This window comes from Micromonospora sp. NPDC051141, assembly GCF_044455765.1.
Lineage (GTDB): Bacteria > Actinomycetota > Actinomycetes > Mycobacteriales > Micromonosporaceae > Micromonospora.
This window is the reverse complement of the sequence record NZ_JBITFD010000016.1, coordinates 162,768-186,614: the sequence shown is the minus strand read 5'-3', so window position 1 is coordinate 186,614 and position 23,847 is coordinate 162,768. Positions and strand designations below refer to the sequence as shown.

22 protein-coding genes and 1 pseudogene are annotated in these 23,847 nt (G+C 74.3%); 8 read left to right on the top strand and 15 right to left on the bottom strand.

Annotated features, from left to right (window positions below; genetic code table 11):
- Positions 1–96 precede the first annotated feature (96 nt).
- From ACIA6B_RS27075 to ACIA6B_RS27065, 3 genes are all read left to right on the top strand, one after another.
- The gene (locus tag ACIA6B_RS27075; RefSeq protein ID WP_396777494.1) at positions 97–3,015 is read left to right on the top strand and encodes an Hsp70 family protein; all 2,919 of its coding nucleotides are present in this window, start codon (positions 97–99) and stop codon (positions 3,013–3,015) included.
- Positions 3,016–3,154: 139 nt separating this feature from the next.
- Entirely contained in the window at positions 3,155–5,257 is a 2,103-nt protein-coding gene (locus tag ACIA6B_RS27070; protein WP_396777492.1) for a M14 family zinc carboxypeptidase, read from the top strand.
- Between the two features lie 87 nt (positions 5,258–5,344).
- Entirely contained in the window at positions 5,345–5,599 is a 255-nt protein-coding gene (locus tag ACIA6B_RS27065; RefSeq protein WP_396777490.1) for a hypothetical protein, read from the top strand.
- A 256-nt stretch (positions 5,600–5,855) separates the two neighbouring features.
- Here ACIA6B_RS27065 and ACIA6B_RS27060 read toward each other — a convergent pair whose 3' ends face one another.
- Entirely contained in the window at positions 5,856–6,395 is a 540-nt protein-coding gene (locus ACIA6B_RS27060) for a hypothetical protein (protein ID WP_396777488.1), read from the bottom strand.
- A 100-nt stretch (positions 6,396–6,495) separates the two neighbouring features.
- Here ACIA6B_RS27060 and ACIA6B_RS27055 point away from each other — a divergent pair, with 100 nt between their 5' ends.
- Together ACIA6B_RS27055 and ACIA6B_RS27050 are read left to right on the top strand one after the other, a co-directional pair.
- A complete protein-coding gene (locus tag ACIA6B_RS27055) occupies positions 6,496–7,716 on the top strand; it encodes a GNAT family N-acetyltransferase (protein ID WP_396777486.1) in 1,221 nt (406 codons plus the stop codon).
- A gap of 414 nt (positions 7,717–8,130) precedes the next feature.
- Positions 8,131–8,349, top strand: a pseudogene (locus ACIA6B_RS27050) (hypothetical protein); the annotation flags it as partial.
- 38 nt (positions 8,350–8,387) lie between these two features.
- On the opposite strand, the gene ACIA6B_RS27045 reads toward ACIA6B_RS27050, so the two are convergent.
- The 4 genes from ACIA6B_RS27045 to ACIA6B_RS27030 all read right to left on the bottom strand — a co-directional run bounded on the left by ACIA6B_RS27045 (position 8,388) and on the right by ACIA6B_RS27030 (position 11,379).
- Positions 8,388–8,858, bottom strand: coding sequence for a ribose-5-phosphate isomerase (locus tag ACIA6B_RS27045; protein ID WP_396777485.1), 471 nt, complete (start codon positions 8,856–8,858; stop codon positions 8,388–8,390).
- Between the two features lie 76 nt (positions 8,859–8,934).
- Complete coding sequence (locus tag ACIA6B_RS27040) at positions 8,935–10,134, bottom strand: DUF1015 family protein (protein ID WP_396777483.1); 1,200 nt, start codon at positions 10,132–10,134, stop codon at positions 8,935–8,937.
- 128 nt (positions 10,135–10,262) lie between these two features.
- Positions 10,263–10,607, bottom strand: a complete 345-nt coding sequence (locus ACIA6B_RS27035; protein WP_396777481.1) for a hypothetical protein — start codon at positions 10,605–10,607, stop codon at positions 10,263–10,265.
- A 172-nt stretch (positions 10,608–10,779) separates the two neighbouring features.
- Positions 10,780–11,379, bottom strand: a complete 600-nt coding sequence (locus ACIA6B_RS27030; protein WP_396777529.1) for a disulfide bond formation protein DsbA — start codon at positions 11,377–11,379, stop codon at positions 10,780–10,782.
- Between the two features lie 253 nt (positions 11,380–11,632).
- Here ACIA6B_RS27030 and pepN point away from each other — a divergent pair, with 253 nt between their 5' ends.
- Positions 11,633–14,179, top strand: a complete 2,547-nt coding sequence (pepN, locus tag ACIA6B_RS27025; protein WP_396777480.1) for an aminopeptidase N — start codon at positions 11,633–11,635, stop codon at positions 14,177–14,179.
- An 83-nt stretch (positions 14,180–14,262) separates the two neighbouring features.
- Positions 14,263–14,826 carry a Uma2 family endonuclease gene (locus ACIA6B_RS27020; protein ID WP_396777478.1) on the top strand — a complete coding sequence of 188 codons (564 nt, stop codon included), beginning with the start codon at positions 14,263–14,265 and terminating at the stop codon, positions 14,824–14,826.
- Between the two features lie 68 nt (positions 14,827–14,894).
- On the opposite strand, the gene ACIA6B_RS27015 is transcribed toward ACIA6B_RS27020, so the two are convergent.
- The 3 genes from ACIA6B_RS27015 to ACIA6B_RS27005 all read right to left on the bottom strand — a co-directional run bounded on the left by ACIA6B_RS27015 (position 14,895) and on the right by ACIA6B_RS27005 (position 17,116).
- Positions 14,895–15,308 carry a DUF5130 family protein gene (locus tag ACIA6B_RS27015; protein WP_396777476.1) on the bottom strand — a complete coding sequence of 138 codons (414 nt, stop codon included), beginning with the start codon at positions 15,306–15,308 and terminating at the stop codon, positions 14,895–14,897.
- Entirely contained in the window at positions 15,295–15,579 is a 285-nt protein-coding gene (locus ACIA6B_RS27010; protein ID WP_396777527.1) for a hypothetical protein, read from the bottom strand. The genes ACIA6B_RS27015 and ACIA6B_RS27010 overlap by 14 nt, the downstream gene beginning before the upstream one ends.
- Before the next feature lie 73 nt (positions 15,580–15,652).
- Positions 15,653–17,116, bottom strand: coding sequence for an amidase (locus tag ACIA6B_RS27005; protein WP_396777474.1), 1,464 nt, complete (start codon positions 17,114–17,116; stop codon positions 15,653–15,655).
- A gap of 182 nt (positions 17,117–17,298) precedes the next feature.
- Between ACIA6B_RS27005 and ACIA6B_RS27000 the strand changes: the two genes are divergently transcribed.
- Entirely contained in the window at positions 17,299–18,255 is a 957-nt protein-coding gene (locus ACIA6B_RS27000; protein ID WP_396777471.1) for an alpha/beta hydrolase, read from the top strand.
- 66 nt (positions 18,256–18,321) lie between these two features.
- On the opposite strand, the gene ACIA6B_RS26995 is transcribed toward ACIA6B_RS27000, so the two are convergent.
- The 7 genes from ACIA6B_RS26995 to ACIA6B_RS26965 are packed head-to-tail and all read right to left on the bottom strand — an operon-like array spanning position 18,322 to position 23,828.
- The gene (locus ACIA6B_RS26995) at positions 18,322–19,344 is read right to left on the bottom strand and encodes an amidohydrolase family protein (RefSeq protein ID WP_396777469.1); all 1,023 of its coding nucleotides are present in this window, start codon (positions 19,342–19,344) and stop codon (positions 18,322–18,324) included.
- Positions 19,344–19,868: a 3-hydroxyanthranilate 3,4-dioxygenase gene (locus tag ACIA6B_RS26990; RefSeq protein WP_281937343.1), complete on the bottom strand. Its 525-nt coding sequence runs from the start codon at positions 19,866–19,868 to the stop codon at positions 19,344–19,346. The genes ACIA6B_RS26995 and ACIA6B_RS26990 overlap by 1 nt, the downstream gene beginning before the upstream one ends.
- A complete protein-coding gene (locus ACIA6B_RS26985; protein ID WP_396777467.1) occupies positions 19,861–20,286 on the bottom strand; it encodes a RidA family protein in 426 nt (141 codons plus the stop codon). Before ACIA6B_RS26985 ends, ACIA6B_RS26990 begins: the two co-directional genes overlap by 8 nt.
- Positions 20,283–21,056 (bottom strand): 2-keto-4-pentenoate hydratase, encoded by a 774-nt coding sequence (locus ACIA6B_RS26980; protein ID WP_396777465.1) that lies wholly within the window; start codon positions 21,054–21,056, stop codon positions 20,283–20,285. The genes ACIA6B_RS26985 and ACIA6B_RS26980 overlap by 4 nt, the downstream gene beginning before the upstream one ends.
- A complete protein-coding gene (gene dmpG, locus ACIA6B_RS26975) occupies positions 21,053–22,111 on the bottom strand; it encodes a 4-hydroxy-2-oxovalerate aldolase (protein ID WP_396777463.1) in 1,059 nt (352 codons plus the stop codon). Before dmpG ends, ACIA6B_RS26980 begins: the two co-directional genes overlap by 4 nt.
- Positions 22,108–23,037, bottom strand: coding sequence for an acetaldehyde dehydrogenase (acetylating) (locus ACIA6B_RS26970; protein WP_396777461.1), 930 nt, complete (start codon positions 23,035–23,037; stop codon positions 22,108–22,110). Before ACIA6B_RS26970 ends, dmpG begins: the two co-directional genes overlap by 4 nt.
- On the bottom strand, positions 23,034–23,828 hold the full coding sequence (locus ACIA6B_RS26965; RefSeq protein WP_396777459.1) for a 2-keto-4-pentenoate hydratase: 795 nt from the start codon (positions 23,826–23,828) through the stop codon (positions 23,034–23,036). Before ACIA6B_RS26965 ends, ACIA6B_RS26970 begins: the two co-directional genes overlap by 4 nt.
- Positions 23,829–23,847 lie beyond the last annotated feature (19 nt).

Genomic DNA, 23,847 nt, shown 5'->3' with positions numbered 1-23,847 from the left:
GCCACCCGATTCCGCGTACCGGGCGAGGTTCGGGGCGGCGCGGGCTGCGTACGATGCGGGGCCGGACGTGCCCTCGTCGGGTGGAGGTAGGGACGGATGTCAGGCCAGCAGGACGGTTTCGCCCTCGGCGTGGACCTCGGCACCTCGAACACGGTGGCGGTGCTGCGCCGGCCGGACGGGACCACCCGGCCGCTGCTGGTGGACGGCCACCCGATCCTGCCGTCCGGCGTGTACGCCGACACCGCCGGCCACCTGCACGTCGGGCGGGACGCCCAGCGCCTGGCCCAGGCCGACCCGGCCGGCTACGAGCCGAACCCGAAACGGCGGGTCGACGAGGAGACCGTCGAGCTGGGCGGGCGGGCGTACCGGCCGGCGGAGCTGCTGGCCACGGCGCTGCGGACGGTCGCGGACGCCGCGGTGGCGGCGGTCGGTCTGCTGCCCCCGGCGGTGGTGACGCATCCGGCGGCCTGGCCGCCGGCCCGGCGGCAGGTGCTGCACGACGCGCTGGAACTGGCCGGCTGGCCGGCCGCCGCCGAGCACACGCTCGCCGGACCGATCGCGCCCGGCACCCGCCTGCTGCGCGAGCCGGTGGCCGCGGCCCGCTACTTCACCCAGGTGCTGCGCCGGCCGGTGCCGGTGGGCGGCGCGGTGGCGGTGTTCGACTTCGGCGGCGGCACGCTCGACGTGGCCGTGCTGCGCAACGAGGGCGCCGACCCGTGGGGCGATTCCGGCTTCCACCTGGTCGCCACCGGCGGGATCGCCGACCTGGGCGGCCTCGACCTGGACGCGGCCCTGCTCGGGCGGCTGGGCGAGCTGGTGGGTCCGGCCCATCCCGGGCGCTGGGCCCGGCTGACCGACCCGGCGACCACCGCCGACCGGCGCGACCGGCAGCAGCTCTGGGACAACGTGCGCGGGGCCAAGGAGATGCTCTCGCGGGTGATGGTGGCGCCGGTGGCCGTGCCGGGGGTGGAGGCGGCCGTGCCGCTGACCCGGGAGGACTTCGAGCGTCTCGCCGCGCCGCTGCTCGCCCGCGCGGTCGCCGAGACCCGGCAGGTGACCGCCGCCGCCGGGGTGCGGCCCGAGCAGCTCTCCGGCCTGTTCCTGGTCGGCGGCTCCACCCGGATCCCGCTGGTGGCCCGGCTGCTCCACGCCGAGCTGGGCATCGCGCCGACCGTGCTGGAGCAGCCGGAACTCCCGGTCGCCGAGGGGGCGCTGACCGATCTGCCGCTGCCCCGCCGGGCCGGCCGGCCCGGTGCCCGGCCGCCCGCCGGAAGCCCCGCCGCCCCGGCCGGGGGACCGCCGGCCGGAGCACCGGCCGGCGACGCGTCGACGCCGGGCCCGACCGTGGCCCACCCGACGCCCGGCCCGACGTCCGAGGACCGGGTGGCGACCGTCGGCGCGGCGACCACCGTCGCCGGCCCGCCCGCCGGAGCGTCGACCACCGCGCCCGGCGGCCCGCACGGCACGCTGGTCGCCGACGTCGCCAGCCCCACCGTCGCGGGGTACGCCGCGCCGCCCGCCCGGCACGCGCCGCCGTACGCCGGGAGTGGCGCTCCCGCGACGTCGGGCGGGCAGCCCGCGCCGACGTACGCCCCGCCCGGCGTACCCCCGGGTTGGGCGCCCCCGGCGGGCGGTCCCGGCACGCCGGACGGCGCGTCCTCCGGCGGCGGACGGCGCGGCCGGTGGCTCGCGCTGGGCGCCGCGCTCGCGGTGGTCGGCGTGACGGCGGCGACGCTGCTCTGGGTGTTCCGGGACCGGCACCCGGCGCTGGACTTCCACCCGCCGGAGCTGGTCGGGACCGTGGCCGCGGGCGACGAGCGGCCGGGCGAGATGTTCACCGCGACGCTCGCCGACCGCGCCTACCTGGCCTGGTCGCGGCCGGACGACCGGCTGAACGTGGTCGCGGTGGACACCGCCACCGGCCGGCGGATCTGGGAGAAGCAGACCCGGGCGAGCGCCGACCGGTGGGCGGGGGTCCGGGCGCTGCCGGACGGGGTGGCCGCGGTGGCCGACGCCTCCGGCTCCAGCACCCCCCGACCGTTCGCGGTGCTCGACGGCGACTCGGGCGAGCAGCGGTGGGAGGTGAGCATCCAGGGCGACGACCAGATCTTCGTCGGCGCCGACACGGTGGTCCGGCTGGACCGCGCCGGCAACCGCCTGGTCGGGTTGCGGTTGGACAACGGCCGGCAGCGGTGGGCGCAGGCCAATCCGCGCACCGAGTACGGCGATGCCCGGACCGTGGTGGTGCCGGTCGCCACCGGGGCGGCGCTCGACGGCACGGCGTACCTGGACGGCTCGCCCCGTGCGCCCTGGGCGGGCGAGGCCGACCGGCTGGTCCAGGTGGGCGCGGACCGGTCGGTGCGGGTGGTGGCCATGGACGACGGGAAGATCCTGCGCAGCCGGAGCAACGTGGCCGACCTGGACGACCCGGTGGCGGCCCGGGACGACCGGCTGTACGTGGCGGAGAGCGACCGGGGTCTGCGGTTGGTCTCCTACGATCTCGGCGGTCTCGGCACGCCGGACGTGCGGTACGAGGCGACGGAGCAGGACAGCCGGGCGCGGGCACTGGTCACCTGTGGGAAGCATCGCGCCTGCCTGTTGGAGGTGCCGAGCGCCGGCGCCGACGGCACCCGGGTGGTGGTCGTGGCCGACGGCGAGGACAGCCGGCGTTGGCCGGCCCCGGGGGCGCAGCGGCTGGTCCCGCTCGGCGACCACCTGCTGGCCGCCCGGGACACGCCCCGGGACGCGGTGACCGTGTTCGGCCCGGACGGCAAGCCGGTGCTGCGCGACCGGGACGGGGTGGCGGTCCGGTTGGACGCCGGCAACCTGCTGATCTTCGGTAAGGCGCCCAGCGGCTACGAGGACGACCGGGTGCTCGCCGGGCTGGCGGTGGACGGCAAGCCGGTGGAGATGGGCGAGGTGAAGCAGATCCGCAGCGAGTCGTGCTCCTGGACCACCGAGGTGCTGGTCTGCGGCGCGGAGAAGGAGTTCCGGCTGTACCGGTTCGCCGGCTGACCGGGGCTGCCGGTGCGCCGCCGGCCACCGGTGGACCACGGCTCGGCCGGCGACCGGCGCGACCGAAAGTGAGCTTGACAGGCGTCGATGTCTCGACTGGTCTGGTGGGCAGTGAGATCGACGTCCGTCAGGAGGCACCTTGTTCGTCCGACGACGGTGGACCGCACTCGCCACCACCGGCATCCTGATCACCGCCGCCCTGTCCCACCCCGGTCCCGGCGTGGCCGCGCCGGCCGCGCCCGCGATCACCCTCGCCCCCACCGAGACCGCCCTGGTCCGGGTCCGCCTGGCCGACGAGGCGCAGCTCGCCCGCCTGGTCGCTGGCGGCGCCGACCTGGCCAACCGACCCCGCTCCCGCGACGGCCACCCGGTCGCCGACCTCGTCCTCACCGGCCGGCAGCTCGCCGACCTCACCCGGCAGGGGGCGGACGCGCTCCAGGTGGTGCAGCGCGCCGACGACGGCGCCCGGCGGCTCGCCGAGAGCGCCCGCGCGGCGCAGGCCCGTACCCGCGCCGGACTGCGCGCCGACGGCGCCGACACGCTCCAGTTCCTCCAGGCGTACTGGTGGACCACCGGCGGGAAGACGTTCCTCCAGGCCCAGGTGGCCACCACCGCCACCGACGACCCGGACGTGGAGATCACGGTGAGCTGGCGGACGGCGGACGGCGCCACCGGCTCCTTCCCGCTGTACCGGTTCGAGGACTCCGGCGAGTACCAGTACCACTACGCGCTGCCGCAGCCGGTGCCCGGCCGGCCGGTGCAGTTCACCGCCACCTCCAGCCTGGGTGGCACGAGCCGGCCGGTCACCCCGGCGCGTTGGCCGGACGCCACCCCTCCCCCGCAGCCGGCCGGCTACCAGAAGGACTTCATCGACGCCTACCTGACGCCCGTCGACATCAGGGCGCGGATCGCCCGGCTGGGCCGCCAGTACCGCGACCTGGTCGACGTCATCGACCTGCCGAACCGCACCCAGGGCTACCGCCGCACCGCCGCCGCGTACCTCGGTGACCCGGCCGTGGCCGCCGTGGTGGTGGAGTCGGTGCGCTTCGGTGACCAGGGCATGAACGGCGTGCAGGCGCGTACCGTCGACCCGGGCGGGGCCAGCCGGCCGCTGACCGTGCGGTACCGGGACCGGGTGCTCACGGTCTCCCTGGCCACCGACGCCGCCGGCAAGGTGACCAGCAGCACCGACGACGTCGCCGCCGCGATCAACGCGCGGCAGGGCAGCCGCTTCCGGGCCACCGTGGAGGACGGCTCGGCCGGGCTGCCGATGCCGGTGGCCGGCCCGGTACGCCTCGACGACGGCCTCCAGGGCGCCGAGGTGCCGACCCGCCCGTGGACCGTGCAGGCGCTGCGGATCGGCAGGCACCGCGACGGCTCCCGGGTCGGGGTGCTCGCGTACTCGCAGGAGCACGCCCGGGAGTGGGCGACGCCGCTGGTCACGCTGGAGTTCGCGGAACGGCTGCTGGCCAACGCCCGCACCGACGCGGCGACCCGGCAACTGCTGGAGCAGGTCGACGTGTTCGTGATCCCGACCGTGAACCCGGACGGCGCGAACTACTCGTTCCACGACTACAACCTCCAGCGCAAGAACCTGGTCAACCACTGCACCGGCACCGCCCGCGACCCGAGGTACCGCACCACCTGGGGCGTGGACGTCAACCGCAACTACACGGTCGGGTCGCTGTTCGACGGGTACGTCGGCGCCAGCGCCAACTGCCTGTCCGGCAACTACGCCGGTACCGCCGAACTGTCCGAGGCGGAGAGCCGCAACGTGATCGACCTGGCCCGGGCGCATCCCAACATCAGGTTCGCGATGAACGTGCACTCCTACGGCGGCTACTTCATGTGGCCGCCCGGCGCGTACCGGGCGGACGGCCGGGTGACGCTGCCGCGGCCGTCGATCGACGAGTCGACGCTCTTCCTGGCCAGCGCGCGCCGCATCGTCGGGGCCATCGCCGCCGAACGCGGCACGGTCACCTGGCCGTCGCAGACCGGCCCGGTCGCCGACGTGCTCTACTCGGCGGCCGGCAACTCGGCCGACCAGCTCTACTACGAGCTGGGCATCTTCGCCTGGGACTTCGAGGTCGGCAACGACCGCTGGAACGAGACCACCGGGCAGTGGGAGGGCGTCGGTTTCCAGCCGCCCTTCGACGAGGCGCACGGCGAGTCCCAGGAGTACGCCGGCGGCCTGGTGGAACTGGTCCGGGTGGCCCGCGACTACGCGGCCGGGGCGCGCTGACCCGGGCGGTCCCCGGGGCGGTCCCCGGCCGGCACGTCGGCCGGGGACCGCGGTTTCCGGCCCACGGCGTGCGGGTAGGGCGGCCACATGGAGACGAACACGAAGGCGTACCTGGTGGGCGGGCCCAAGGACGGCAGCACCCAGGACGCGGCTGACCAGGCCCTGGTGGAGATCGAGATCGACGGCATGATCCACCGCTACGTCAAGACCACGCAGCAGCACGGCGACGACGGCGTGGTCTACAACTACGACGGCATGGTCGCGCCCGGCGGGGGCGAGCCGGGTGTCGAGGACCCCGCCGCGCGGGTCGCCTCGCCGAAGGCCGACGCCGAGGAGCAGTGAGCCCTCAGCCCAACGGGCGACGGATGAACCGGGCGGCGCGGGGTAATGCGAGCGCCGTCCTGGTGGAGTGACGGCCGGCGTCGCGGCGTACCGCGACCGGGGGCCCGGGCGGGCGGCGGCAGCGCCGCCCGCCCGCGGCGAGCGTCCGCGCCACCTTTTTGATCATGGAACCGGCGTCGACCGGGGGCGGCCCGACGTGTCGACGACGACGCGCGGGCGGCGGCACCGAAGCCGACCGACCCGCGCGTCCCGGACGTCAGTTGCCGGTGACCCAGTTCCAGGCCGAGACCACCCACTCGGTCTGCTGGAGGTAGGCCACCCCGACACCGGCCAGGAACAGCGCGGTGATCATGTGCGCGCCCCGCGCGCTGCGGCGCACCCGACCGAGCTGCCGCTCCAGGATCAACCGGCCGAGCAGCCGGGCCAACGCGAACAGGCCGACGGCGGTGAGCAGGCTGAGCACGAACGTGAGCAGCGGGGCGACCAGGTTGCCCCGGCCGGAGATCGCCCAGATGCCCCAGCAGACGAACGCGAACAGGGCCCCCGCCGCGCTCCACTCCCCGCCCCGGCGGGCCTGGGCGAGGTGCCAGCTCATCGACCGGCGGGGCGTCGACGCGTCGGCCCAGCCGTCGGACACCCCATGCTCGACGGTGGGGAACTGCTCCGTCCGGGGCGTACGCGGCCGGCCGACCGCCGCCACCCCGCGCTGGAACGCGTCCCGCTGGGAGGGCGCCACCCCCGGCGGGGGCGGCACCTCCACGGTGCGCTCCGCCCACGGCTGTGTCTGGTCCGCCATGCTTCGTCCTCCCCCTCGACCGACGTCCGCCTCCGCTGTCGAGGGTAGCCACCCGGCAAATAGGGTGCCGACCCCGACGGCGATGGGGTAGACACGGGCGATGACCGACGCGGTGGTGCCCCGGGCCGACGACTTCGACGAGATCGCCGCCTTCCTGGCGCTCTGCTTCCACGGCGACACCGACCCCGAGGTGCAGGAGGTCGAGCGCCCGATCTTCGAGCCGGAACGCTCCCTGCTGGTCCGCGACGGCGGGACGGTGGTCGCGCACGCCGGCGCGTTCAGCCGCGACCTGGCCGTACCGGGCGGGAGCGTGCCGGCCGCGCACGTGAGCATGGTGGCGGTCGCCCCGACGCATCGCCGTCGCGGCCTGCTCACCGGCCTGATGCGGCGGCAGTTGCGCGAGATCCGCGACGCCGGCCGGGAGCCGGTCGCGGTGCTCTGGGCCAGCGAGGGCCGCATCTATCCCCGCTTCGGCTACGGCTCCGCGGCGCAGCGGCTGATGCTGACCGCGGACACCACCGGGCTGCGGCTGCCCGCCCCGACGCCCGCCGAGGGCACGCTGCGCCTGGACCGGCCGGCCCCGCACACCGACGAGTTGGCCCGACTGTACGAGCGGGCGCGCGCCGACCGCCCCGGCTGGTCCCGACGGGACGAGCGCTGGTGGGCGTACGTGCTGTTGGACGCGAAGGGACGCCGGGACGGCGCCACGGAGCGCCGGGTGCTGCTGCACCACGGGCCGGACGGGCTCGACGGCTATGCGCTCTACCGGACGAAGGAGGACTGGGTCGGCGACGTCCCCCGGGGCGAGGTGCAGGTCGGCGAGGTGGTGGCCGTCACCCCGGAGGCGTCGCTGGCGCTGTGGCGGCTGCTGCTCTCGGTCGACCTGACCCGGCGGCTGTCGTTCCCGACCGCCGCCGTGGACGAACCGCTGCTGCGCCTGGTGGACGAGCCGCGCCAACTGGCCCCGCAGCTCGCCGACGCGCTCTGGGTGCGGGTGGTGGACGTGCCGGCCGCGCTCGCCGCCCGCCGGTACGCCACCGACGTGGACGTGGTGATCGAGGTCACCGACGAACTGCTGCCGGAGAACACCGGCCGGTGGCGGCTGGTCGGCGGGCCGGCCGGCGCCGAGTGCACGGCCACCACCGCGCCGGCCGGGTTGGCCTGCGACGTCCGCGCGCTCGGCGAACTCCTGCTGGGCGGCACCACGCCGGCCGCGCTGGCCGCCGCGGGCCGCGTCCGCGAACTGCTCCCGGACACGTCGACCGCCGCCACCCCCGCCTTCACCTGGCACCGCGCCCCGTCCCCGATGGAGAACTTCTGACCCACCCGGTCCCGCCCCACGCCGACGATCATGAGGTTGGCGGCGCGGGGTGTCCGGGTCGTCCCCGTCAACTTCATGATCGTCCGGCGTGGACGCGGACGGACGAGGCCGGTGGGCGGCGCGGTCGGGCGGTACGGTCGGGGGGTGGGTGAGGCGGAGCGGCGGCGGCGGAGACTGCGGCATCACGGCGAGGCGACCGAGCCGCCGGCGGCCGGGGAGACGAGCGCGACCACGGCCGCGGTCGACGACGACGTCGCCCCCCGACCGCCGCGCGGCGTCAGACGCGCCGAGCCGGAATCGTCGGACGACGGCTCCAGGGCGCCGCGCGGCGCCAGACGCGCCGAGCCGGAATCGTCGGACGACGGCTCCAGGGCGCCGCGCGGCGTCAGACGCGCCGAGCCGGAATCGTCGGAGCCTCGCGGGCGTCGCGGCGCCCCGTCCGCCGACGACGGCGAACGAGGGCTACGTGGTCTCGTCGGCTCGGGGTCGTCGCAGGTGAGCGTCACCGCCGCGCTGCGGGCCCGGGACGCCGCCCGCCCCAGCGAGGACGACCTCGCCGCGGCCGAGGCACGGGTGGTGCTGGTGCGCCGCAACTGGGTGCCCCGCGAGGACCTGCCGCGCGGCGGACGCTGACCACCACGCCGGGGCCGCGCCGGGCCCGGCGGGACGCGTCAGGCCGGCAGCTCGGGCAGCCGCCGGCTCTGCTCGTAGTCGGCCACCTGGGCGATGCGCCGGCCGTGCCGGGGGTTGCCGGAGAACGCCGTGGTCAGGAATGCCTCGACCAGGGCGGTTGCCTCGTCCAGCGTGTGCTGTCGCGCGCCGATCGCGACGACGTTGGCGTCGTTGTGCTCCCGGGACAGCTGCGCGGTGTCGATGTTCCAGGCGAGCGCCGCCCGGACGCCGGCCACCTTGTTCGCGGCGATCTGCTCGCCGTTGCCGGACCCGCCGATCACCACGCCGAGGCTGCCCGGGTCGCCGACCACCCGGTCGCCGGTGTGCAGGCAGAACGCCGGGTAGTCGTCGTCCGGGTCGAAGGCGTGCGGACCCACGTCCACCACCTCGTAGCCCTGCTTGGCCAGGTGGTTGGCCAGGTGCACCTTCAGCTCGAAACCGGCGTGGTCGGATCCCAGATAGACGCGCATACCGCGCAGTCTGACAGGCCCGCCTCCGGGCCGACGCGCGGGCGGCGACCCGGAGGCGGATTCGTCACACGGGTGCTCAGCGGGGCAGCTCGGCGACGACCAGGCCGGCCCGCGCCTTCGGGGTGAACCAGGTGCTCTTGCGCGGCATCTTCTCCCGGGCCAGGTTGACCGCGACGAAGTCGTCCACGGTCACCGGCGCCACCAGCACGGCCAGCTCGGCCCGGCCGGCGTCGACCTCGCCGGTGAGCCAGTTCGCCGGGTAGTCGCCGCCCACGTACGTGATCCGCTTGTCGCCCGGGTCCAGGCCCAGCGCGTCGCGCAGCAGCAGCCGTTCGACGAGCGCGTGGTCGAGGTTCTCCAGCCGGCCGGCGGCGACGTGCGGCAGCGTCACCGCGTACCCCCGGCCGGCGAGGTGCAGGTGCACGACGCCGCCGGCGGCCGGGACGCCGACCGGGCCGGCGGCCTCGGTGACCTCGGCGCCGGCGGCGCGGAGCCGGTCGAGCAACTCGTCCGGGGTGGTGGTCAGCTCGCTGACCAGCCGGTTGTAGGGCTGGATGGCGACCGACGCGGGCGTGGTGACCACCGCGAGGAAGCGCGGGAAGCCGCCGGTCTGCGCGGCCAGGCTGCGATGGTTGCCGTCCGCGACCACCAGCTCACCGCCACCGGCCAGCGCGGTCAGCTCGTCCTGCGCGGGGCCGGGGCCGACCAGCCAGATCGCGTGCGTCCGGCCGGACTGGTCGACGTCGGTCGCGGCGGGCGCGCCGGCCGTCTCGGTCGCCGCCGCGAGCGCCGCGTGCAGCTCGTCGCCGCGCCCGGTCTGGAGCAGGAGTACGGGTGAGAGCAGGTGACCGACGGCCTCCGCCAGCGCGACGCGCTCCCGCACCTTGGCGATGAACACGTCCTCGTTGCGGATCACCAGGCCCGGCTCGTCGGCGCGGGTGGAGATCTGGTCGGTGTCGACCATGGCCCACAGCCCGTACGCGTTCTCCTCCCCCGGCGCGCTGATCCGGTAGAGCACCACCACCTGCTCGGCCGGGGTGTAGCTGCCGTCCGCCTTGGCCTCGGCGAGACGGGACACCGCGTCGGGGAGCGCGTCGAGGAAGGACTTGCCCAGGCTGCCCGGTGCCCGGTGGGGCATCTCGATGCCCAGGGCACTGTGCGGATTCGCCTCGACGATGGCGGTGATCTCCGCGTCGTCGGCGAACTCGTCGTAGTTCTGCGCGCCGGTGCCGCCAGTGGTGATCCAGGCCCGGGCGATCGGATGCACGACCGTCATGTCCGCTGACGCTACCCGCGCCCGTTCCGCCCCCGCCGCCGGACTCGCCCCCTTCCACCAGGTGAAAGGAGGGAGCCCCGGTTAACGCCTCAGGTAGAGGTGGGGCCCCTTCTCAACGGCCGGACGGCTCAGGCGACGGGGTCACGGTGGCGGCCGGGGCCGGCCGGTCGACGGGGTGACGTGGACGGGCGGGAGCCGGCGTTGAGGCGTACCGTCGTCGCCCCGGCGGCGGCCGGCGGGCCGGCGGGGCCGAACCGGGTCGGGACGCGGGCGGGGCGGTCCGCCTCGGGCGGGGTGACCCGCGAGGTGGCCACCACCCGGGCCACCCCGACCACGATCGGCGGGGCCAGCAGGTCGGCCAGCCCGGCCGGCCCGGCGGGCCAGTCGCCTTCGGCCACCGACCAGTACGTCGCACCGGAATCCTCGGTCGCCGGCTGCGTCGCGTCGTCGGACAGGCGGCGGTGCTTACCCATTCAGAACGCCTCCAGGAGCTGCCGTGGTGCGGCCGCGAGCGGGCCGCCGGCGGGGACACCCGGTGAAACGAGCCCCGCACCAACCCGGTGACGGGCGGCGCGGTGTGGCGCGGGTTGTTGACAGGGGCCCCCGCCCATACCGGAGGCGTTAAGCGGGGGCCCTCCTTGCGCCTCAGTCGAAGATGGGGTCCTGGGTGCGGGTGCGCTTGAGTTCGTAGAAGCCGGGAGTGGCGCTGACCAGCAGCACGCCGTCCCAGAGCCGGCCGGCGGCCTCGCCCTTCGGCGCCGGCGTGATCACCGGGCCGAAGAACGCGACCTGACCGCCGTCCGGACCGGGCGCGTGCACCACGGGGGTGCCGACCTCGGTGCCGACCGGACGCATGCCGGCCTCGTGGCTGGCCCGCAACGCGTCGTCGTACTGCGTCGACTCGGCGGCGTCGGCGAGCGCCGGGTCCAGCCCGACCTCGGTGAGCGCGCCGACCAGCATGTCCCGGTCCAGGTCCTGCCGGCCGAGATGGATCCGGGTGCCCATGGCGGTGTAGAGCTTCGCCAGCTTCTCGGCGCCGTGCGCCTGCTCGACGGCGATGCACACCCGGACCGGGCCCCAGCCCTTGCGCATGATGTCCTGGTACTCCTCGGGCAGGTCCCGGCCTTCGTTGAGCACGGACAGGCTCATCACGTGGAACCGGATGTCCACGTCCCGGACCTGCTCGACCTCGAGCAGCCAACGGGAGGTGATCCAGGCCCACGGGCAGAGCGGGTCGAACCACATGTCCGCGGTGATACGTTGGGTCACGGTATCGTCCCTTCGCGTATTCCCCCCCGCGCCGACTCCCGGCGCCTTCTCCTGTCGAGTCTCACCCCGCACCGCATCGATACGCACCCGAATGAGAGCCTGACCTCGGCCGCCGAATGGGGCGTCTGCATGGAAGACTCGGTTTCGGACCGCCCGTCACGAGCGGACGGGGAGGCCGGTGCCGCGGGGCGCGGCGAGACGACTGGGATGGAGACGAACAGTGCCGGGAGTGCGCAACCTGACCCAGGTCGAGGCGATCGAGCGGGCCCGCCTGCTCGAGGTGACCGGGTACGACATCAGCCTCGACCTGTCGACCGCCGTGCAGCCCACCGGCCGCACGTTCCGCTCGGTGACCGAGGTCCGGTTCCGCTGCGCCGAGCCGGGGGCGACCACGTTCATCGAGGCCGCCGCCGACACGGTGCGGTCGGCCACGCTGAACGGTGAGCCGGTCGACCTGTCCGACTGGTCCGCCGAGCAGGGTCTCACGCTGACCGGCCTGGCCGCCGAGAACGTCCTCGTGGTCGACGCCGACTTCGGTTACTCGAACAGCGGTCAGGGCCTGCACCGCACCGTCGACCCGGTCGACGGCGAGACCTACCTGTACAGCCAGTTCGAGACCGCCGACGCGCAGCGGGTCTTCGCCTGCTTCGACCAGCCCGACCTGAAGAGCGTCTACACCTGGCACGCCACCGTCCCGGACCACTGGAAGGTCGTGTCGAACATGCCGGTGGCCCGCGAGGAGGCCGCCGACGAGGGCATGAAGACGCTGCACTTCGCCCGTTCCGAGCGGATGAGCACCTACATCACCGCGCTGTGCGCCGGGCCGTACCACGAGGTGCGCCACACCCACGACGGCATCGACATGGGTTACTTCTGCCGGGCCAGCATGGCGCCCCACCTCGACGCGGACGACCTGCACCTGATCACCACGCAGGGCTTCGACTTCTTCCAGGAGAAGTTCGGCGTGCGCTACCCGCTGCCCAAGTACGACCAGCTCTGGGTGCCGGACTTCAACGCCGGCGCGATGGAGAACTTCGGCTGCGTCACGCACGCCGAGTCGCACTACATCTTCCGGTCGCAGGTCACCGACTTCGAGTACGAGCAGCGCGCCAACACGATCCTGCACGAGCTGGCGCACATGTGGTTCGGCGACCTGGTCACCATGCGCTGGTGGAACGACCTGTGGCTGAACGAGTCGTTCGCCGAGTGGGCCAGCCACTGGTGCAACACCCACGCCACCCGCTTCACCGACGCCTGGACCACGTTCCTGTCGATTCGCAAGAACTGGGGCTACCGGCAGGACCAGCTCTCCTCCACCCACCCGGTCTACTGCGAGATGCCGGACCTGGAGGCGGTCGAGGTCAACTTCGACGGCATCACGTACGCCAAGGGCGCCAGCGTGCTCAAGCAGCTCGTCGCGTACGTGGGCGAGGAGCCGTTCCTGGCCGGTCTGCGGGCCTACTTCGGCAAGCACGCCTGGGGCAACGCCACCTTCGACGACCTGCTCTCCGAGCTGGAGGCGGCCTCCGGCCGGGAGCTGCGCAAGTTCGCCGCCCAGTGGTTGGAGACCGCGCAGGTCAACACGCTGCGCCCGGACGTGGCCATCGGCGCCGACGGCGCGTACGAGCGGGTGGTGGTGCGGCAGGAGGCGCCGGCCGGGCACCCGACGCTGCGGACCCACCGGATCGGGGTGGGCCTCTACGACCTGACCGACGGCCGGCTGGTGCGGCGCGAGCTGGTCGAGGTGGACGTGACCGGCGAGCTGACCGAGCTGTCCGCGCTGCACGGCAAGCCCGCGGCCGACGTGCTGCTGCTCAACGACGAGGACCTCACCTACACCAAGCTGCGGCTGGACGAGCGGTCCATGTCGACAGTGGTGCAGCACATCGCCGGTTTCGACTCGTCGCTGGCCCGGGCGCTGTGCTGGACGGCCGCCTGGGACATGACCCGGGACGCCGAGCTGTCGGCGCGCGACTACGTGGCGCTGGTGCTGGCCGGGCTGACCGCCGAGACCGACATCAACCTGGTGACCGCCACGCTGCGGCAGGCGTCCACCGCGCTCACGTTCTACGCCGACCCGGAGTGGGCGCCGACCGGCTGGGCCGACCTGGCCCGGACCGCCCGGACCGCGCTGGCCGCGGCGGAGCCGGGCAGCGGCTTCCAGCTCGCCTGGGCCCGGGCGTACGTCTCCTCGGCCCGCTCCGGCGAGGACCTGGCGACGCTGCGCGGCTGGCTGGACGGCAGCGGGGTGCCGGCCGGCCTGACCGTCGACACCGAGCTGCGGTGGACCGTGCTCCAGTCGCTCGTCGCCAACGGCGCGGCCGGGACCGCCGAGGTGGAGGCCGAGCTGGCGAGCGACCGCACCGCCAGCGGCGAGCGGGAGGCCGCGTACGCGTACGCGCTGGTGCCGACCGAGGCGAACAAGGCCGCGGTGTGGGCGCAGCTCACCGGCCCGGACGCGCTGCCCAACTGGCGCAACCGCGCGCTGTTGCAGGGCCTCACCCACCCGGCGCAGGTGGAGCTGACCGCGCCCTACCGGGAGCGTTACTTCGCCGTCGTCGACCAGGTGTGGGCGCAGCGGGACAGCGAGCCGGCGCAGGAGTTCGTGCAGCTCGCCTACCCGGCGTACCTGGTCGACGAGGACACCGTCGCGGCCACCGACGCGTGGCTGGCCCGCGAGGGCCAGCCGGCGTCGCTGCGCCGGCTGGTGGCCGAGGGCCGCGACGGCGTGGTCCGCGCGTTGAAGGCCCGCGAGCGGGACGCCCGCAACACCTGAGCAGGGGTACGACGGCCGGGGCCGGCGTGGGCGGGAGCCCGCGCCGGCCCCGGCCTTTATCGTGTACGGAGGAGGTGGACGTGATGGCACAACCGATCTACGAGTGGCGGCCACCCGAGCGCGGCTGGCGCGAGCAGGACCTGCTCGACCTGCCCGAGGACGGTAACCGCTACGAGATCATCGACGGGAGCCTGCACGTGACTCCACCCCCGGGGTTCGCCCACCAGGAGCTGGCGGACGATCTGCGCATGGCGCTGCGTCTTGCCGCGCCTGAAGGATGGCGGGTCATCCGGGAAGTCGGCCTGCGTGCGCCCGGCGGCAATCTCATTCCGGACATCAGCGTGGTCAAGCCGGACGCCCCCCGCGACGGCCTGTGGCTGCACGCGGCCGACGTGGCGCTGGTGGTGGAGGTGGAGTCGCCGAGCAGCCGGCGGCACGACCGGTTCACCAAGCCGTCCGTCTACGCCGAGGCCGGCATCCCGCACTACTGGCGGGTGGAGCGGGGAGAATTCGGGCCGGTGATCTACCGCTACCAACTGGCCGAGGGCGTCCACTACGAATCGCTCGGCACGGTCGGCCCCGACGATCCGGCGCACGTCGACGAGCCGTGGCCGATGCGGCTGGACCCCTCCGCCTGGCCGCGCTGAGGCCACGAGAAAGCCCGGCCCACGCGTGACGCGCAGGGCCGGGCTTCGTCGGGTGTGCGGTCGGGTGCTCAGCCCTTGCCGGCGTGGCTGGCGAGCTGGTCGAGGCCCTGGATGATGCCGCCGGCCAGGTCGCCGCCGCCGAAGGACGCCACCATGGAGAGCGCGGCCAGCTTCGCGTACGTGTCCGGGATGCGCTTGCGGGCGTACTTGCCGGTGACGATCTCCAACTGCCGCTGGTTGGGCGACACCGCGATCAGCACCGACTTGTCCGGCTCGGCGAGCTGCCGGTGCAGCCGCTCGGCGTGCTCCCGGATCGGCTCGTCGAGGCCGCCCACGTAGACCGAGAAGACCAGGCCGGTGCCCTGGTCGGCCAGGCGGAGCGCCTCGTCGATGCGGAGCAGCTGCCGGGTCGAGAACGGCCCGTCCAGCACGTCGGGCGGGGTGCCCGTCCCGGTCGTGGGCCGCGCTTCACCAACGGTCACTTGCGCCTCCGGTTCCACCGGCCGGCGCCTCCCGGCCGGCCTGCTCCTGCTTGTGGCTGGTCAGCGCCGGCGCCTGCGCGCCGGCGGTCAGCGCGGTGCCGGCCGAGTCGGCCAGCTGCTCCGGGCGGCCCAGGAACCAGACCGGAGTGAAGTCGAAGGCCCGGCCCGGCCGGTAGCGCTTGGCGCCGCCACCGTGGCCACGGCTGCCGGCGGCCGCCAGACCGGCGATCACCAGCACCGCGGCGACCGGGATGCCGACGAAGACCACCAACGTCTCGGTAACAGACAATCCCAACGCCCCCAGGCGGAAGAGAGACCAGGAATGTTCCGGGTCGGGTGGACGGTCACGACGGGCCGCGCCCGACCTCGCTTGTGATGTTCACGTTAGCGGAGTCGACGGCCCGCCAGATTGCGGGGTGCTGATCCCACCCGCCACAGCAGTGCTCCAGTTGCGCGGCAGTGGCGATCAGCGTGGCGTCGTCGCCGTACCGGCCGGTGAGCAGCACCCCGACCGGCAGGCCCTCGGCGGTCCGGCCGACCGGCAGCGAAACGGACGGATCGCCGGTGACGTTGAAGACCGCGCAGTACGGCGAGAAGCGCCGCTGCCTGTCGAAATCCGCTGCCGGGTCGAGCGCGGCGAACGCGCCGACCGGCGCCTGCGGGGCCGTCAGCGTGGGGCAGAGCAGCAGGTCACAGCCGGCGGTCCGGCGCGCGCCCCGGCGGACCTGGGCCTGGAGTTCGCCGAGCGCGGCCATCAGTCGGGCGGCGCCGATCGCCTCGCCCCGCTCGCGCAGGAACCGGGTCAGCGGCAGCAGCTCGCCCTCCCGACCGGCCGGGACGGGGGCGAGCGCCAGCGCGTACCAGACGGTCTCGAACATCGGCCACGCCTCCGGGCCGAACGGCGCGGGAACCTCGACCACGTCGTGGCCGGCGTCGGCGAGCAGCGCGGCGGCCCGGTCGACGGCGGCCACGCAGTCGGGGTGGACCGGCTCGTCGGCGAGCATTCCGGTGGTGAAGCGGCCGATCCGCAGCCGGCCGGGCCCGGCGGCGCGGGCGGCGCCGAGATAACCGCCGGCGGGCGCGGCGGGCGGCAGGTAGGGCTCGCCGGGAACCGGTTGCGCCAGCACGTCGAGCAGCGCCGCCACGTCCGCGACGGTGCGGCCGAGCGGGCCGTTGGTGGGCAGCCCGAACGCGCCGAAGCCGAGCGGGCCGCCGGAGACCAGGCCCCGGCTGGGTTTGTGGCCGACCAGGCCGCAGAGCGCGGCCGGGATGCGCAGCGAGCCGCCGCCGTCGGAGCCCTGCGCGACCGGCACCAGGCCGGCGGCGACCGCAGCCGCCGCGCCGCCGCTGGACCCGCCCGCGGTGTACGCCAGGTCCCACGGGTTGCGGGCCGGCGGCGCGACCCGCCCCTCGGAGTAGAGCGAGCAGCCCAGCTCCGAAGTGGTGGTCTTGCCGAGGCTGACCAGCCCGGCGCCGGCCAGGAAACGCACCACGTCGGCGTCGACGGGCGGGACGAAGTCGGCGAACGCGGCCGAGCCGAACGTGGTCCGGACGCCGGCGGTCAGCGTGAGGTCCTTGATCGCGGTCGGCACCCCGTGCAGCGGCCCGCGCGCCTCCGTCGGCACGGCGTCGGCGGCCCGCGCGGCGGCGCGGGCGCGCTCGGCGGTGACCGTGACGAACGCGCCGACGGTGTCACCGAGCGCGTCGACCCGGCGCAGGTGGTGCTCGACCAGTTCCAGGCTGGACAGTTCGCCCCGGCGGATCGCGGCGGCCTGCTCCAGCGCGGTCAGGTCGTGCGGCTCGGCCATGGCCCCCATCCTGCCCGCTTCGTGGCGGGATCGCCGGCCGACACGTCCGGCCGTGCGGCGGCCCGGCCATACCCGGCTGGCATGACCGGATCAGGATTGCCGCGCGACGGACGCGGCACGGACCATCAATGCATCGATCATCTTCGATCGATGTCCACCCCGACCACCGCCAGGAGCATGCCGTGCAACCCATCACCGCCCCGCACGACCCCCCGTCCCGGGGCCGGCCGGCCCGCCGCCGCCGCCCCGCGCGCACCCTCCGCCCGTTGCTCGCCCTCGCCCTGGCCGCCGCCGGGCTCACCGCGCTGCCCGCCGCGCCGGCCGGGGCCCGCGACGGCGCCCCGGTCGCCGCGCTGGCCGCGAACCCCTACGAGCGGGGTCCCGCGCCCACGGTGGCCAGCATCGAGGCCACCCGGGGTCCGTTCGCCATCGCCCAGACCACGGTCGCCGCGTCGGCCGTGAGCGGCTTCCGGGGTGGCACGATCTACTACCCGACCAGCACCGCCGAGGGCACGTTCGGCGCGGTGGCCGTCTCCCCCGGATTCACCGCCAGCCAATCCTCGGTCGCCTGGCTCGGACCGCGCCTGGCCTCCCAGGGCTTCGTGGTCATCACCATCGACACGCTCTCCGTCTACGACCAGCCGGCCAGCCGGGGCACCCAACTCCTGGCCGCCCTGGACTACCTGACCACCACCAGCGCGGTGCGGACCCGGATCGACCGCAACCGGCTCGCGGTGATGGGGCACTCGATGGGCGGCGGCGGCAGCCTGTCCGCGGCCAACACCCGTCCCACGCTCCAGGCGGCGATCCCGCTGACCGGTTGGCACACCGTGAAGAACTGGTCGTCGGTGCGCGTGCCGACGCTCGTCGTCGGCGCCGAGAACGACACGGTGGCGCCGGTGGCGTCGCACTCGGAGCCGTTCTACACCAGCCTGCCGGCCACCCTGGACAAGGCGTACCTGGAGCTGAACGCGGCGACCCACTCCGCGCCCAACTCGCCGAACGTGACGGTCGCGAAGTACAGCATCTCCTGGCTCAAGCGGTTCGTCGACGACGACACCCGCTTCGAGCAGTTCCTCTGCCCGGCGCCCCGGGGCAGCGCCATCGAGGAGTACCGCGACACCTGCCCGCACTCCTGACGCCGCCTCGCTGAGACTTTGGGTGCGTCTGTGGTCGCCGGGGCGACACGAGACGCACCCAAAGCGTCAGGACCGCAAGGCACCCCGGTCGAGGCCGAGGAAGCGCAGGGCGTTGCCGCCCAGCAGCGCGGTCCGCTGCGCGTCGGTGAGGAAGTCGGACCGGTGCACCACCTGCCCGACCGGCCGCTCCCCCAGCGGGTACGGGTAGTCGCTGCCGAGCAGCACCCGGTCGACGCCCATGGTGTCCACCAGCAGCCGCAGCGCGGCGGGCTCGAACACCACCGAGTCGACGCTGAACCGGTCGACGTACGAGCTGGGCGGCGCGGCGGACGCGCCGCGTACCAGGTCGCCGCGGCGGTGCCAGGCGTTGTCGGCACGGCCCAGCCAGAACGGGAAGCTGCCGCCGCCGTGCGCGAAACAGATCCGCAGCGTCTCCGGCACCCGGTCGAACACGCCGCCGAGGATCAACGCCAGCACCGACAGGTGCGTCTCCGCCGGCATGCCGGTGAGCCAGCGCGCCATCCACCGGTTCAGGCGGGGCCCGCCGGGCATGTCCCACGGGTGCACGAAGACCGGCGCGCCGACCTCGGCGCAGTGGGTCAGGAACGCCACGGTGCCGGCGTCGTCGAGGTCCCGGTCGCCGACGTGGTTGCCGATCTCCACACCGGCGTGCCCGGCCGCGAGGCAGCGGTCCAGCTCGGCACAGGCGGCGTCCGGGTCCTGCAACGGCACCTGGCAGAACGGCACCAGCCGGTCACCACCGGCGGCGGTGACCTCCAGCGTGAGGTCGTTGAAGATCCGGGCCACCTTGACCGCCTGGTCCGCCGGGCGGTCGTAGCCGAAGAAGACCGGGGTCGGCGAGACGACCTGGACGTCGACGCCGTCGGTGGTCATGTCGGCGAGCCGGGTGGGCGCGTCCCAGCAGGCCGCGCCGACCGGCCGGAACTCCGTCTCCCCCACCATGATCATGGCGGCGCGCTCGGAGTCGACCCGCAACCAGGGCCAACCGGACCCGCCGCAGGCCGCGTCGAGGTCCGGCCATCCCTTCGGTACGACATGCGTGTGCACGTCGACGACCGGCACCGGCATCAGCCCTTGCCCGGGTGCAGCGCGCCGCAGTTGTCGCAGGTACGGGCCTTCTCGTCGGCGTAGAACGCGGCGAAGACCGGGGGCAGGTCGGCGGCGATGTCGCGCACCTGCAACTCGACCTCGTGCACCTTGTTGCTGCACTCGGCGCAGTACCACTGGAACTTCTCCAGCGTCCCCTCCTCGCGGACCCGCTCGATCACCATGCCGATCGAGCCGGCCTCCGGACGCTGCGGCGAGTGCGGGGTGTTGCGCGGCAGCATCCACATCTGACCCTCGCGCACGTGCACCGTACGCGGCCCCTCAGGCGTCATCAGGTTGATGTGCATGTTGCCCTTGACCTGGTAGAAGAACTCCTCGTACGGGTCGACGTGGAAGTCGGTGCGCTGGTTCGGCCCGCCCACCACCATGACGATGAAGTCGTCGCTGCCGGGCAGCATCTCCTTGTTGCCCACCGGGGGCTTGAGCAGGTGCTGGTTCTCGCCGATCCAGCCGGAGAAGCTGAACGGCTCGGCGATCTCACTCATGGGAACCTCCCGACGGAAGTAGGGCGACAGCCTGCATCTCGATCAGCAGGTGCGGGTGCGGAAGCTGGTGCACGGCCACCGTGGTCCGGGTCGGCCCGGTGGCGTCGAAGAACTCCGCCCACACCTCGTTGTAGCCGCCGAAGTCGTTCATGTTGACCAGGTAGCTGGTGACCTGCACCAGGTCGGTCAGCTCCGCGCCCACCGACCGGAGCAGGTCCCGGAGGTTCTCGACCACGGCCCGGGTCTGCGCCCGGATGTCCAGGTCGGTGGTGCCGAACTCGTCCACCGACACGCCGGCGAACGTGTTGTCCGGCCGGCGCGACGACGTACCGGAGACGAAGACGAACCCGCCCGCCACCTTGACGTGCGGGAACGCGCCGCGCGGCACGGCCTTCCCGGCCACCACCCGGGCGGTCATGGGAGCGCCTTCAGGGAGGCCGTACCGAGCTTCTCCACCACGGCGCGGACGTGCGCGCCCGGCCGCAGCGGCACCGCGGCGGTGGCCGCGCCGGCCAGGAACACCCAGCCCCTGCGCAGGCGCACGCCGTACCGGCCGGCCAGCCGCAGGCCCTCGTCCAGCGCGCGGCGCGGGTCGCCGAGGATGGCGGCGGTCGAGCCGACCTGCGCCACCCGCCCGTCGATCTCCAGCAGCACACCGAGATTGTCCAGCCCGTCGGGCACCGGTGACCAGGGCCCGATCGCGAACGCGGCGGCCGAGGTGTTGTCCGCGACCACGTCCGGCAGGGAGAACGTGAAGTTCGCGTACCGGGAGTCGATCAGCTCGATCGCCGGGGCGACCGCGCGGACGGCCCGGGTGAACGAGCCGACCGGCTCGCCGGGCTCGGGCAGTCGGCCCAGCAGGAACGCCACCTCCGGCTCGACCCGGGGGTGGATGAAGCCGCCGGTGTCGACAGTCCCGCCGTCCGGCACCCGCATCACGTCGGTGAGCCGGCCCCAGATCACCTCGTCCACGCCGACCTGGGCCATCTTCGCCCGGCTGGTCAGCCCCATCTTCAGCCCGACCAGCCGCTCGCCCCGGTCGAGGCGGCGCTGCACCAACGCGGCCTGCACCGCGTACGCGGCGTCCACGTCGAGGCCGGTCTCGGCGGCGAGCTGTCCGATGGCGGTGGCGGAGTCGGCCGCCGCGCCCAGCTTCTCGGCGATGCCCGCGACGTCCGGCCCGATCATGAGCTGCTCTCCTTGTTCGCCAGGTCCAGCGCCACGTCCACGATCATGTCCTCCTGGCCGCCGACCATCCGGCGGCGACCCAGCTCGACCAGGATCGAGCGCACGTCCACGCCGTACTTCGCCGAGGCCCGCTCGGCGTGGCGCAGGAAGCTGGAGTAGACGCCCGCGTACCCCAGGGAGAGCGTCTCCCGGTCCACCTGGACCGGCCGGTCCTGCAACGGGCGGACCAGGTCGTCGGCGGCGTCCATCAGCGCGAACACGTCGCAGCCGTGCTTCCAGCCGTGCAGCTCGGCGACCGCCACGAAGACCTCCAGCGGGGCGTTGCCGGCGCCCGCGCCCATGCCGGCCAGCGACGCGTCCACCCGCACGGTGCGCCCGGTCGGCGCGCCGACCGGACCGTCGCCGAGCACGCGGCCGTGCTCGACCGCGAGCACGCTGTTCGCCACGCCCAGCGACAGGTTGTGGTGCGCGTGGATGCCGATCTGCGTCTCCGGCGCCAGCACCTGCCGGTACGCGTCGACGCGCTGCGCCACGTCGGACATCAGCAGCCGGCCGCCGGAGTCGGTCACGTAGACGCAGTGCGCGCCGTACGACTCCATGAGCCTGGCCTGGGCGGCCAGCCCGGCCGGGTCGTTCAGGTGCGACATCATCAGGAACCCGGCGACGTCCATGTCGTTCTCCCGGGCCCAGGCGATGTGCTGGGCGGAGATGTCCGCCTCGGTGCAGTGGGTGGCGATCCGCACGCTTGTCACGCCGAGCGCCTTCGCCGCCCTCAGGTCGGCGATGGTGCCGATGCCGGGCAGCAGCAACGTGGTGAGCCGGGCGTTCGTCAGCACCTCGGCGGCGGCCGAGATCCACTCCGCGTCGGAGGCCGCGCCGTGGCCGTAGTTGACGCTGGAGCCGGCCAGCCCGTCGCCGTGTGCGACCTCGATGGCGGCCACCCCGGCGGCGTCGAGCGCGGCGGCGATGGTGCGGACCTGGTCGACGGTGTAGCGGTGGGCGATGGCGTGCATGCCGTCGCGCAGCGTCACGTCCTGGATGTAGAGGTCGGTCATCGCACAGCCGCTTTCCGGAGCGTGACCAGCCGCTCGGCGGTGCGCAGCGCGGCCGAGGTCATGATGTCCAGGTTCCCGGCGTACGCGGGCAGGTAGTGCCCGGCGCCGGAGACCTCCAGGAACACCGAGACCTGGAGCCCGGTGACGTGCCGGCCGAGCACCGGCGCGTACGTGTCGACCGGGTCGAACTGCACCTCCTGCTTGAGCCGGTAGCCGGGCACGTACTCCTGCACGGTCTTGACCATGTCGGCGACCGAGGCGGCGATCGCGGCCCGGTCGGCGTCGGCGTCCGGGCAGAGGCAGTAGACGGTGTCCCGCATGAGCAGCGGCGGGTCGGCCGGGTTCAGCACGATGATCGCCTTGCCGCGTTCGGCGCCGCCGACCACCTCGATGGCCCGCGCGGTGGTCTCGGTGAACTCGTCGATGTTGGCCCGGGTGCCCGGCCCCGCCGACTTCGAGGCGATCGACGCGACGATCTCCCCGTACGCGACCGGAGTGACCCGGCCGACCGCGTGCACGATCGGCACGGTGGCCTGCCCGCCGCAGGTGACCATGTTGACGTTCGGCTCGGTCAGGTGCTCGTCCAGGTTGACCGGCGGCACCACGTACGGGCCGAGCGCGGCCGGGGTCAGGTCGACCACGGTCCGGCCGTGGGCGCGCAGCACCTCGTCGTGGCGGCGGTGCGCGCCGGCCGAGGTGGCGTCGAAGACCAGCTCGACGTCGGCGAACTCGGGCAGCGCGACCAGACCGTCGACGCCCTCGGCGGTCGTGGTCACGCCGAGCCGGCGGGCCCGCGCCAGCCCGTCCGAGGCCGGGTCGATGCCGGCCATCGCCACCATCCGCAGGTCGGTGCTGAGCCTGAGCACCTTGATCATCAGGTCGGTGCCGATGTTGCCCGACCCGAGCACCGCCACCCCGACAGTCATGACGCCTCCTTGGAGAAGCAGGTCCGCACCGAGCCGAGCCCGGAGATCCGCGCCTCGTACGCGGCGCCGGGCGTGACCGGCACCATCGGGCCGAGCGCCCCGGAGAGCACCACGTCACCGGCCTTCAGCGGGTCACCGGCACGGGCCAGCGTGCCGGCCAGCCACGCCAACGCGTGCAGCGGGTTGCCGAGGCAGGCCGTGCCCGCGCCGACCGAGACCGGCTCGCCGGCGTGCTCCAGCACCATGCCGCACAGCCGCAGGTCCACGTCGGCCAGCCGGCGCGGCGCGGTGCCGAGCACGAACAGTCCGCTGGACGCGTTGTCCGCGATCGTGTCCACGATGGAGATGTCCCAGCCGGCGATCCGCGAGTCGACGATCTCGATGGCCGGCAGCACGTGATCCACGGCCCGGACCAGGTCGACGGTGGTGACCCGCTCGTCCGGCAGGTCGACGCCGAGCACGAACGCGATCTCCGCCTCCACCCGGGGCTGGAGCAGCCGGTCGATCGGCACCTCCACACCGTCGCCGACGGCCATGTCGTCGAAGAGGATCCCGAAGTCGGGCTGGAAGACGCCGAAGCTCTCCTGCACCGCCCGCGAGGTCAGGCCGATCTTCGCGCCGACCCGGCGGCGCCCCTTGCCGAGCCGCTGCCGGGTGTAGACCTGCTGCGCCTGGTACGCGGCCTCGACGTCGCCCTCCGGCAGCAGCCGGCCGCGCAGCGGCGGGCAGGGTCTCCCCTCCTGCCGGGCCACCGCCAGCTCGCGGTTGGCGGCCTCGATGTCCACGGTCATGTCGGCTCCTCACTCGCGG

Coding starts and splice junctions, on each gene's coding strand:
- ACIA6B_RS26980 (WP_396777465.1), bottom strand. CDS start 21,056: ATGATCGGGCCGGACGTCGCGGGCATCGCCGAGAAGCTGGGCGCGGCG.
- ACIA6B_RS27060 (WP_396777488.1), bottom strand. CDS start 6,395: ATGGCGGACCAGACACAGCCGTGGGCGGAGCGCACCGTGGAGGTGCCG.
- ACIA6B_RS27045 (WP_396777485.1), bottom strand. CDS start 8,858: ATGCGCGTCTATCTGGGATCCGACCACGCCGGTTTCGAGCTGAAGGTG.
- dmpG (WP_396777463.1), bottom strand. CDS start 22,111: ATGACCGACCTCTACATCCAGGACGTGACGCTGCGCGACGGCATGCAC.
- ACIA6B_RS27005 (WP_396777474.1), bottom strand. CDS start 17,116: ATGGCCGAGCCGCACGACCTGACCGCGCTGGAGCAGGCCGCCGCGATC.
- ACIA6B_RS26985 (WP_396777467.1), bottom strand. CDS start 20,286: ATGACCGCCCGGGTGGTGGCCGGGAAGGCCGTGCCGCGCGGCGCGTTC.
- ACIA6B_RS27035 (WP_396777481.1), bottom strand. CDS start 10,607: ATGGGTAAGCACCGCCGCCTGTCCGACGACGCGACGCAGCCGGCGACC.
- ACIA6B_RS26990 (WP_281937343.1), bottom strand. CDS start 19,868: ATGAGTGAGATCGCCGAGCCGTTCAGCTTCTCCGGCTGGATCGGCGAG.
- ACIA6B_RS26995 (WP_396777469.1), bottom strand. CDS start 19,344: ATGCCGGTGCCGGTCGTCGACGTGCACACGCATGTCGTACCGAAGGGA.
- ACIA6B_RS27075 (WP_396777494.1), top strand. CDS start 97: ATGTCAGGCCAGCAGGACGGTTTCGCCCTCGGCGTGGACCTCGGCACC.
- ACIA6B_RS27055 (WP_396777486.1), top strand. CDS start 6,496: ATGACCGACGCGGTGGTGCCCCGGGCCGACGACTTCGACGAGATCGCC.
- ACIA6B_RS27030 (WP_396777529.1), bottom strand. CDS start 11,379: ATGTGGTTCGACCCGCTCTGCCCGTGGGCCTGGATCACCTCCCGTTGG.
- ACIA6B_RS27065 (WP_396777490.1), top strand. CDS start 5,345: ATGGAGACGAACACGAAGGCGTACCTGGTGGGCGGGCCCAAGGACGGC.
- ACIA6B_RS26970 (WP_396777461.1), bottom strand. CDS start 23,037: ATGACTGTCGGGGTGGCGGTGCTCGGGTCGGGCAACATCGGCACCGAC.
- ACIA6B_RS26965 (WP_396777459.1), bottom strand. CDS start 23,828: ATGACCGTGGACATCGAGGCCGCCAACCGCGAGCTGGCGGTGGCCCGG.
- ACIA6B_RS27040 (WP_396777483.1), bottom strand. CDS start 10,134: ATGACGGTCGTGCATCCGATCGCCCGGGCCTGGATCACCACTGGCGGC.
- ACIA6B_RS27020 (WP_396777478.1), top strand. CDS start 14,263: ATGGCACAACCGATCTACGAGTGGCGGCCACCCGAGCGCGGCTGGCGC.